Here is a 6,954-nt window from a genome sequence, read left to right as displayed (position 1 = left end):
CACACAAAAATCAGCCTTTATCAGAATGAGCAGGAATCGCAATCCGTCTGCAAAAACCTGGAACTGGCGGAACAATTCGGATTGACTGAAGAATGTACGGAAAAATTATTGCGCTATTCCAACAAAGCAACGCCCACCATCGTCAGTTTGAACGAATATTACGTTTTTGGTTTGGTGGAACATGAAAATCATATTTTCCTTATCGGGCCGCTCGAGATGAACGATGAATACAAAATCACCCGGAATATTTGCATGGAGGATTGGGGACATATCAGCACTTATCGCGTACCGACGATGGTCGTCAGTGAAATCGTTGAGGTTCTGCTCCTAATCCATAATCTGGCGCACGAGCATGAAGTGATCCCCGAAGAACTGTTGGCACATAATTTCGAAGATCATCTGCAATCCGCAAAGAAAAATTACGTCGATAAATTTTTCCATGATAGAGAATCTGATGCTTGGCACAACTCCTATCAGCAGGAGATCCGGGAATTCGACAGCATCATGAACGGGGACATCCTCAAATTGAAGGAAAGCTGGGCTGAAGACTATGGCGGGGAAGTGGGGCGGCTCGCCAGCGATGAACTACGGAGCACGAAAAACATAGGGATTGTCGTCATCACTTTGGCGAGTCGCGCAGCGATGCGTGGCGGCTTGCACCCCGAAATTGGCTATTCATTGAGTGATGCCTTCTCGCTTGAAATCGAGCGGTTGAATACTGTGGAGGACATCACAAGATTGATCCGCAATGCGGAAATGGAGTACACTTTGCTGGTCCATGAATTAGCGAAGAAATCCAGAATACAATCTTCCATAAGTTACGCACATCCATACGTGAACAAAATCCAGGAATTCATCCTGAAGAACCTGCATAAAGATCTGCAGATCGGCGAAATCGCGGAACTCCTTTCCGTCACGCCGAACTATCTTTCCGCTCTGTTCAGAAAGAACACCGGCAAGACAATCCAAGCCTACATGACCGAAGAAAAGATGAAATATGCAGAGCAATTGTTGCTGTATTCCGAAAGACCGATCAGTGAAATCTCTTCAAGCCTCGGCTACAGCTCCCAAAGCTACTTCGGAAAAGTGTTCAAGAACTTTTCCGGGTACGCACCAAGCGAGTACAAAATGCGGTTTGGGAAGAGCTGAACTGATAAATTCCTAACTAATATCAACAAATACGCCTCTCAAAATTAAGAGATGGCATTGTAATTCCTGAATAACGAATTACATAATTCAACCTCACACATTGGACTATGCAAAATAAATCGCGCAATCAGCCAGGATTCCCCCACTGGCCGATTGCGCGACTTTTTTCACATACATTCAACAGATCGCATGTATAATTTTTTATTAATGCGAAGATTTCTAAATATTGGTGAGGCTTCACCGAAAAAACACCGATGATGGTATCTCCTTTTAATTGTTATTCAAGGTGCTATTTTTAGTAGATAGAGATCATGATAAATATTTCGAAAAATCACATAATATTAAACATATTAAATAATTTCATCATGCGTATGTCATTTTGATTGATTTTTAAACGTTTAATGAGCTCTTCATCCTCTTTAAGAGGAGTTTTAGAAAAAAGCATCTTAAATGACACTGGCATGAAGGGACGAAACGAGATTCCACTCATCATTCCCAAACGCTCCGTTGTTTCTTGAAATGTCGACAAAATGGTTATCGATACGTTTTCAACTTCAGTTGAACTGTGTGTAAGGAACATAGATGTGAATGTGTCGTGATGTTGAGAATATCCAAAGTAAGTATTCTCAGCAAACATGTACTTATCAAATGTTGGTATATTCATATAGAATGCGGTTGGAAACCTTCCTTGTTCCGGATGGTTAGAGATTATAAAAAGAGAGCGAAGCAATTTATTAATTCGTCCATCATACATATATGAATATAAAGTCGTTGACTCCTTAAATAACGTTTTTGGATTAGAAGAGTCGGTTTCCATCAAAAGGTTGGATTTGCTATACAAAAGTTGTTCAGGATGTACATTAAGGGCAAAAGCAATTTCATAAAAAGTTTCAATATCAATTATAATTTTTCCTGCCTCATACTTTTGCATAGTAGATTTACTTCTATTTATTTGCTCGCCTAACTCTTCCAAAGTTATTCCTTTGCTTTTCCGAAAGTATCTAATGGTTCTTCCCAATTCGGACGATATGTCTGACATAATTCATTCTCCTAAAGCTTTTATTTTTATAATTAGGTTATATGAAAAAGTATTATAAATATTCTTTTTGATGAAATTAGGTGAAAAGATGAGTAGATTATCTATTAACCAAAAATGAAGTCGTTTCCAACGTATCCAGAATACTTTTTTCTACGGAAAGTTGATTTTAACGATTTTTGTATCTATTGGATTTCTTTTTGATACACCTATATTATTACATATAAGGTAGCTGATATAAAAGTATTTCACCTAAGGAGAGAGGATATATAATGGATTTTAATCAATCAGTCAACAGAATAGATACAGGTAGTGTTAAATGGGATATGGCGGAAATTGTATTTGGGAGTAAAGATTTATTGCCACTTTGGATTGCTGATATGGACTTTGTCTCATCCTCAAAAATTACTGATGCTATAGAAAATGAGGTCTCTAATGGAATTTTTGGGTACAAAACGCCATCGGACTCTCTCATACAGGCAATTATAAATTGGCAGTCCACTCAACATAATTATCAACTGACTAAATCATCTATCGTATTCTCGCCAGCAGTAGTTTCCTCTATTTGCACCGCGATTCAAGCCTTTTCCCGGGAAGAAGACGCTATATTAATTCATGATCCAGTGTATTCCCCATTCGCAAGCGCGGTCTTGCTCAATAATAGAGAGTTAGTTACAAGTAGATTAATCAGCAATGATAGCGAATACAGCATTGACTTCACCGACGTCGAGGAAAAAATGAAGACCCGACAAGTAAAAATGTATATTTTCTGTAACCCTCACAATCCTGGAGGCCGTGTTTGGAAATACGCAGAACTTAAAAAAGTCGTAGATTTATGTAAAAAGTATGAGGTTATTCTCATTAGCGATGAAATACATCAAGACATCGTTTTTAAACCTAACAAATTCACCAGTATGTTGGCACTGGATGGTTCAGACGCGTTTACCATTGCTTTAACAGCACCAACAAAAACATTTAATTTAGCAGGATTGAAATGCTCTTATGCGTTTATCCCCAATCAGTCATTACGGGAACGATTTGTTCACTCTCAAGCAAGAAATAGTGGACCTAATTTACATCTGGAAATGAATTCAATTGGTTTGACTGCAACAGAAGTTGCCTTAAATGAGGGAGAAGTATGGCTACAACAACTGATTCAGCATTTTGACGAACAATTTAATTTTATAGAGGAATTTATTAAAAATGAAATTCCTAACGTGAAGTTTAAAAAACCTGAAGGGACCTATTTAGCTTGGTTGGACTTTTCAGATCTTGGACTTGATGACGATCAATTAATGCGTCTGTTAGTAAATAAAGGAAAGGTAGCTCTAAATGCAGGTTGTGACTATGGTGAAGAGGGAAAAATGTTTATGCGTCTGAATATTGCAACTTCTCACGAAAGATTATTTGAAGGCCTTCATGGAATTAAAGAATCGGTTAACTATATTGAAAATAAAATTATTGTTTAAGAAGTGTATTTAGCTCAAGAAGCAGTTTCCAGCACTTAGGACGATTGCTTCTTGTTCCTGTAATTCTCTTGAAGTAGATACACGCACCCATACCCCTCGCATCATACAGCAACACAAAAAGGCTAGGATTTCTCCTGGCCTTTTTGTGTTGCTCTTATGCGTTTTCTGCGATGTATTTAACCAATTCTTCTGTATCTTCCCAGCCTAGGCATGGGTCGGTGATGGATTGGCCGAAGACTGTGCCGTCGTCTTCTTGACGGCCGCCTACTAAGTAGCTCTCGATCATGAAGCCGCGCGCCATTTTTTTGATGTCCTCGTTCCAAGAACGGTTGAACATCGTTTCTTTGACGATGCGGATCTGTTCCATGTGTTTTTTGCCTGAGTTGTCGTGGTTCGTGTCGATGACGATGAATGGATTTTTGTAGTCTCCGCTTTCGTACCCTTTCACGACTTTGACAAGGTCTTCGTAATGGTAGTTCGGGATGTTATCGCCGTAGTCATTCGTGCCGCCGCGCAAGACAACGTGCGCCAACGGGTTGGAGCTGGACTGCACTTCGACGCCGTTATGGATGAATTTTTGTTTTTGTTGAGCAGCGTAAACGGAATTGAATAACACTTTCAGGTTGCCGCTGGTCGGATTCTTCATGCCGGCTGGATGATCGATTCCGCTGGCAACGAAACGGTGCTGTTGGTCCTCAACGGAACGCGCGCCGATTGCATGGTAGCTGACAAGATCATCAACAAAATCCAGGTTTTCCGGGTACAGCATTTCGTCAGCTGTCGTCAAACCTGTTTCCGTGATGACGCGGTTGTGCAGGCTGCGAACAGCAGCGATACCTTGGATCAGGTTGCTCTTGCCGGTAGGATCTTGTTTATGCAACAAGCCTTTGTAGCCGTCGCCGGTCGTACGCGGTTTGTTTGTGTAGATACGGGGAACCATGAACACTTTGTCTTTGACTTTTTCCTGTAGTTTCGCCAAACGACGCACGTATTCCATTACCGCTTCTTCATCATGAGCGGAACAAGGTCCGATGATCAAAAGGATGCGATCGTCTTTGCCTTCGATGATGTCGTGCAACTCTTGGTCACGGGCTGCCTTCATCGCTGCTTGTTCGGGCGTCAGTTTGGATAATTCTTTCACTAATTCGAAATCGATTTTTTCACTCAATGCTTTGAAACTCATATTAATCCCTCCATTTTCTTCAACAAAAAAAGCTTCGTCCATTCCAATTTTCATTGGAAAGGACGAAGCCGTATAGACTCGTGTTACCACCTTTGTTCATAGACCACTCGCGCAAGTCTACCTCGATAGGTACATTATAATACCCTAGCGAAATAACGAACGCTATCACCCGTCGCAGCCTACTTGATTTCAGTGCGAAGTTCAAAGATGAATTCGGCTATCTCGCATGTGTGCCTCGCATCGACCGGCACCTTTCTGGTCAGCTCAATAACTTACTACTTCTTATCATCACTTTTTATGTTGTTTCTCAGAATATACTCATTTTCCAAGCAAATGTCAAATGATTTCTTGAAAAAAAGTGAATGATAGGGTTTTCTTACTGAATTAGTCTAGGTCTTTTGCGATTTCATCTTTAACAGTCACACCTTCAGCTTCCAAGCGTGCGATTGTTTCAGCGAATTGCGGTAAGTGTTTTTTGTGTGCGATGAACAATTCGTTCATGATTTTGATTGCAGTTTCGCCTGAGCGGATTAATGGGTTGATCGTGAATGCTTGTAATGCAGTACCATAGTCGCCTGTTACAGCAGCTTCGATAGTCAGCAATTCCATAGCTTTCATCACTTGTAACCAGCCTTTTTCAGCAGTCGGCAATTCACCGAAAGCAACGTTACGAGCGCCTTGTGCGCCGACGTAAGCTGTGACTTCGACTACGCAATCAGCTGGCAGGTCAGGAACAGCACCATTATTTTTAGTTGATACAACGATTTGCGTATCTTTGTTTCCGTAGATAGCAGCGATTGTTTCGCAAGCAGCGTCAGAGTAGTAAGCTCCCCCACGTTTTTGCAATTGCTCCGGTTTGTGATCCAAGTTTGGATCTTTGTATAATTCGAACAATTCAGCTTCAGTCTCTTTAACTTGTTGCGCACGCGTGCCTACGCCATTGTACTCTTCCAGACCGTGTGTCAGCATTTCTTCTTCACGGTAGTAGTAACGGTGGTAGCCGCAAGGGATCATGCCCATTTGTTCCAATTGTTCTCTGTAGAAAGGAATGTCATGGATATTTTTCGGTAAACCAGCATCTTTGTCGAACATGGCGTCGATCACTTTGTATGTGATGTCATTGCCTTTGTCGTCAGCGACTTTATGCCAGTGGAAGTGGTTCAAGCCGGCAAATTTGTAGATCAGATCCTCTTTTTCAACGCCTAATGCTTTTGGTTCAGTCATTGTAGCCATAACCGGAACGTTACACAAGCCCATTACTCTGTCCCATTTGCCGTAGCGGACGACTGCTTCTGTTACCATTCCGCTTGGATTTGTGAAGTTGACCAACCAAGCATTCGGGCAAAGTTCTTTCATGTCTTCAACGATTTGCAAAATGATAGGAATTGTACGGAATGCTTTGAACATACCGCCTGCACCATTGGTTTCTTGTCCCAACATGCCGTAATAGAAAGGAATACGCTCATCTTTGACACGAGCATTCAGTAAACCGACACGGAATTGCGTCGTTACGAAGTCAGCATCCTTCAATGCTTCTCTGCGGTCCAAAGTCATATGGATTTTCACGTCGTAAGGGGATGCATCCCACATACGTTGCGCCATTGTGCCAACGATTTCTAATTTTTCTTTCCCTGCTTCGATATCCACTAACCAGATTTCGCGGATAGGCAATTCATCATAACGTTTGATGAAACCTTCCATTAATTCTGGTGTGTAGCTACTTCCTCCGCCGATTGTTACAATTTTAACGCCTTTTGTCATTTGTATATTCCTCCTCGTTTCGTTTACAAGGTTATTATCCATCATGTAAATATCGATAACAAGAGTTCTAGGTACACTTCAAAACCTTTTTACAAAATTCGTGCAAAATCTGCCCAATAATTCAAATTTTTTTCGCTTTTTGGCTTTTTTCGAGCGAAATATCGTTTACATAACATTTACATTAATTTATAATTTTTGTAAATGGAAGAAATGCGAATCGAGCCTGATATGAATCGCTTATTATGAAGAAACGGAGGGATGCCACCTATGTTAATACGCGAAAAAATGGAGACCATCAAGTTTTCTCCGGCTGAAAAGGAAGTCGTGGAATACCTGCTGCGTTATCCGGAAGTGCT

Annotated in this window: 5 protein-coding genes and 1 other annotated feature; of the genes, 2 read left to right on the top strand and 3 right to left on the bottom strand. The window is 41.0% G+C overall.

Features of this window, described 5'->3' with window-relative positions; translation table 11 throughout:
- The coding region (locus tag WBV27_RS05280; protein ID WP_424200077.1) for a helix-turn-helix transcriptional regulator at window positions 1–1,149 on the top strand (1,149 nt) is incomplete at its 5' end.
- A 331-nt stretch (window positions 1,150–1,480) separates the two neighbouring features.
- On the opposite strand, the gene WBV27_RS05275 is transcribed toward WBV27_RS05280, so the two are convergent.
- Window positions 1,481–2,188: a helix-turn-helix domain-containing protein gene (locus tag WBV27_RS05275; protein ID WP_424200075.1), complete on the bottom strand. Its 708-nt coding sequence runs from the start codon at window positions 2,186–2,188 to the stop codon at window positions 1,481–1,483.
- 269 nt (window positions 2,189–2,457) lie between these two features.
- On the opposite strand from WBV27_RS05275, the gene WBV27_RS05270 reads away from it, so the two are divergent.
- The gene (locus WBV27_RS05270) at window positions 2,458–3,654 is read left to right on the top strand and encodes a MalY/PatB family protein (protein ID WP_424200073.1); all 1,197 of its coding nucleotides are present in this window, start codon (window positions 2,458–2,460) and stop codon (window positions 3,652–3,654) included.
- A gap of 154 nt (window positions 3,655–3,808) precedes the next feature.
- On the opposite strand, the gene WBV27_RS05265 is transcribed toward WBV27_RS05270, so the two are convergent.
- Both WBV27_RS05265 and WBV27_RS05260 read right to left on the bottom strand, forming a co-directional pair.
- A complete protein-coding gene (locus tag WBV27_RS05265) occupies window positions 3,809–4,837 on the bottom strand; it encodes a 3-deoxy-7-phosphoheptulonate synthase (protein ID WP_424200071.1) in 1,029 nt (342 codons plus the stop codon).
- A 55-nt stretch (window positions 4,838–4,892) separates the two neighbouring features.
- Window positions 4,893–5,135 (bottom strand) — a binding site (T-box leader).
- A gap of 86 nt (window positions 5,136–5,221) precedes the next feature.
- Window positions 5,222–6,598 carry a 6-phospho-beta-glucosidase gene (locus WBV27_RS05260; protein WP_424200069.1) on the bottom strand — a complete coding sequence of 459 codons (1,377 nt, stop codon included), beginning with the start codon at window positions 6,596–6,598 and terminating at the stop codon, window positions 5,222–5,224.
- Window positions 6,599–6,954: the final 356 nt, after the last annotated feature.

This window comes from Trichococcus sp. (assembly GCF_049589555.1).
Taxonomy (GTDB): Bacteria; Bacillota; Bacilli; order Lactobacillales; family Aerococcaceae; genus Trichococcus.
This window is presented reverse-complemented; position numbering and strand designations above follow the sequence as displayed.